Raw genomic sequence first — 3,388 nt, forward strand, 5'->3', positions numbered from 1 at the left:
CCCCCGCTTCCCGGGCGGCTCGGCCACCCCGGCGGGCGACCTGCGGCCGCCTCGCACGGGAGCACCAACCGTGGATCCCACTCGCATCAACGACCGCCGACGCCGGGAGGTGACGCGGGTACGCTTCCCACTCCCCACCGCCGCCGTCGCCCGGCTGTCGGCGCGGCGACGTAGGCTCCCGTGCATGCGTATCGGAGCCCACGTCGATTCGACCGACCCGCTGGCGGAGGCGACGGCCCGAGAGGCCGGGGCCGTACAGTTCTTCCTCGCCGACCCGCAGGGGTGGAAAGCCCCGAAGCCCCGGGAGGACGCGGAGCAGCTACGGGCGGCGGACGTCGACCTCTACGTCCACGCGCCGTACGTCATCAACGTCGCGACCCTGAACAACCGGATCCGCATTCCCAGCCGGAAGCTGCTGCTCGGGCACGCCCAGGCGGCCGCCGCCATCGGCGCGAAGGGGCTGATCGTGCACGGCGGGCACGTCAACGCGGGGGACGACCTCGCCGTCGGGTTCGACAACTGGCGCAAGACCTTCGCGTACGCAGCGGACTCGGGCGGCTTCGAGCTGCCGGTCCTGATCGAGAACACCGCCGGGGGCGACAACGCGTGCGCCCGGCGGCTCGACGCGCTGGCCCGGCTCTGGGACGCCGTGGGCGACTACGAGGTGGGCTTCTGCCTGGACACCTGCCACGCGCACGCCGGCGGCGAGGAGCTGCTCGGTCTGGTCGACCGGGTCAAGGCGATCACCGGACGGATCGACCTGGTGCACGCCAACAACTCCAAGGGAGCGTTCAACTCCGGGCAGGACCGGCACGACAACCTCGACGGCGGGACGATCGACCCCGAACTGCTGGTGGCGGTGATCCGCGCGGCCGGCGCGCCGGTGATCGTCGAGACCCCGGGCGGCGTCGAGGGCCAGGGTGCCGACATCACCTTCCTGCGTGACCGGCTCGGCGCGGAGAGCCCCACCGGATGACGACCGACCAGTCCGCCACCGGCGGCCCCCACCCCGCCGCCGACCGGTCGACGGCTTCCGGCGGCGACGCGCCGGCCGGCCCCTCGGGCCCGACCACCTCCACCGACGCCGCGCGCGCGGACGTCTCCGACCCGGCCGGCCCGGCCAGCGACACGGGTGGCGGCACCGCGCCGACGGCCGGTGCTCCCGCCGGGACCCGCCCCGCCGACAAGGACCCGGCCAGCAGGGAGGCCCGCGGCACGAGCGGCAAGGGCAACGACCGGCCGGGCACGGTCAGCGGCACCGGCGACGCCAAGGCCGGCGACGCCACGAACGGCGGAGACGCCAGGAGCAGGCTCGGCGACGCCGGAACCAAGCCCGGTGACGCCGGAGCCAGCGACGACGTCACGACCGGCGGCGACGCCAAGGCCGCCGCCGGTGACGGCAGCACCACCGGCGACGGCACGGCCAAGGACGCCGACGGCAAGGACCGCGAGGACGGTGCCGCCAAGGCCGGCACGGACAAGGACGGTGCCACCAAGGACGGCACGGACAAGGCCGGCGACGGCAAGGAGAGCGGCAAGGCCGATGAGGGCGGCAAGGAGGCGGGGAAGCCGGACCGGTGGGCCGCCTTCGCGTCCGCCCCGGAACCCCGGCCGAGCTGGGTACGGCGTGCCGCCCGGGCGGTCGGTCGCGTGCTGATCCACGAGTGGACGCTCGCGACGCTCGGCTCGCTGGTGCTGGCCGTCCTGATGACCTGGCCGACCCTGCGCTACCCGTTGCACACCCTCCCGCAGGACTACTGGGACCCGAGCCTGCAGGCGTGGCAGATGGCCTGGTCCGGGCACATCCTGCTGACCAACCCGGCGCAGCTCTGGCAGTCGAACACCTTCTTCCCGGAAGACTGGAGCTTCGCCTTCTCCGACACGCTGCTCGGCTACGCCCCGGCGGGCATGATCGGCACCGGCCCCGAGGCCGCCGTGCTGCGCTACAACATCATGTTCGTGCTGGCCCACGCGCTCGCCACGCTCGGGGCGTACGCGCTGGCCCGCCAGCTCGGCGCGGGCCGGATCGGCGGGGCGGTGGCCGGGGTCGGTTACGCCTACGCGCCCTGGCTGCTCGCGCAGGCCGGGCACCTGCACGTGATCTCCAACGGCGGCATCCCGCTGGCGCTGGCCATGCTGGCGCGAGGGCACGGCTACTCACTCCGCCACGGCTACCGCCCGGAGCGCCGGCACGACGGCTGGGTCTACACCGGCTGGCTGGTGGCCGCCTGGCAGCTCAGCCTGGGCTTCGGCATCGGGCTGCCGTTCGCGTACTTCCTCGGCGGCACGGTGGTCGTCGCCGCCGTGACCTGGTACGTCCGGCGAACCTGGTTCTGGGCCGTGAAGCGCCCGTTCGGGCGCCGGCTGCTGGCCGCGGACCTGGTCGGCGGGCTGCTCTTCGCCGGTGTCGGCGCGCTGCTGGCGGTTCCGTACTTCACCGTGAAGGAGCAGCACCCGCAGGCGGAGCGGACGGTCGGCGACATCGGCATCTTCTCCCCTCCGGCGAGCGGCTTCTTCACCGCGCCTGCCGAGTCGCGTGTCTGGGGCGAGCTGCACGAGGGCGCGCGGGCGGCGCTGCCCTGGCACCCGGAGATGACCCTGCTGCCCGGGTTCGTGCTCTACGCGCTCGCCGCCGGCGGGCTCTTCTTCTCCGTCTGGAAGCTGCGCCACCGGCTGCTGCTGCTCGCCGGGGTGGTGGTGACCATGGTGCTCGCCATGGGCACCCGGTTCTTCGACGGCACGTACACCTACGTGCCCCTCTTCGAGCACCTGCCCGGGTGGAGCGGCCTGCGCACCCCCGGCCGGCTGATGCTCTGGACCACGCTGCTGCTCGGGCTGCTCGCGGCGGGCGCGGTCAGCGCGTTCGCCACGCGGGTGCGGGAGATCTGCGCCGAGCGGATCCCCTCGTGGCCGGGCCCGTGGCTGCGACTGGCCACCCTGCTGCCGCTGGTGCTGGTGATCGCCGAGGGCCTGAACGTCACGCCGCACCCGGTCGTGCCGCAGCAGCCCGCCGCGATGCGGACCGTGGACGGCCCGCTGCTGGTGCTGCCGAGCAGCCAGAACCTCGACCAGCCCGTGATGCTCTGGTCCACGACCAGGTTCCAGGACGTGGTCAACGGGGGCAGCGGCTTCACCCCGCACCAGCTCGACGAGGTGCGCCGGGTGACGCTCTCCTTCCCGGATCAGACCAGCGTCGACTACCTGCGCGTCCTCGGCGTCCGCAACGTGCTGCTGATGCGCGACCAGATCTCCGGCACGCCGTGGGAGGTCACGGTCGACGCGCCGGTCGACGGCCTCGGCATCACCCGCGAGGAGATCGGCCAGGTGGTGGTCTACCGGCTCTGACCCGCGAGCCGCCGGCCGCCCCGAGGTGTCGCTTCGGGGCGGC

2 protein-coding genes are annotated in these 3,388 nt (G+C 73.9%); both read left to right on the forward strand.

Annotated features, from left to right (window positions below):
* Positions 1-184 precede the first annotated feature (184 nt).
* Positions 185-976, forward strand: coding sequence for a deoxyribonuclease IV (locus tag AB0L34_RS33355; RefSeq protein WP_363709609.1), 792 nt, complete (start codon positions 185-187; stop codon positions 974-976).
* Complete coding sequence (locus AB0L34_RS33360; protein WP_363709611.1) at positions 973-3,345, forward strand: hypothetical protein; 2,373 nt, start codon at positions 973-975, stop codon at positions 3,343-3,345. Before AB0L34_RS33355 ends, AB0L34_RS33360 begins: the two co-directional genes overlap by 4 nt.
* Positions 3,346-3,388 lie beyond the last annotated feature (43 nt).

The sequence above is a fragment of the Micromonospora sp. NPDC052213 genome (genome assembly GCF_040679695.1).
Taxonomy (GTDB): domain Bacteria; phylum Actinomycetota; class Actinomycetes; order Mycobacteriales; family Micromonosporaceae; genus Micromonospora.

Excerpts from the sequence above, each read along its gene's own strand:
- AB0L34_RS33355 (WP_363709609.1), top strand. The coding sequence starts at position 185 with ATGCGTATCGGAGCCCACGTCGATTCGACCGACCCGCTGGCGGAGGCG.
- AB0L34_RS33360 (WP_363709611.1), top strand. The coding sequence starts at position 973 with ATGACGACCGACCAGTCCGCCACCGGCGGCCCCCACCCCGCCGCCGAC.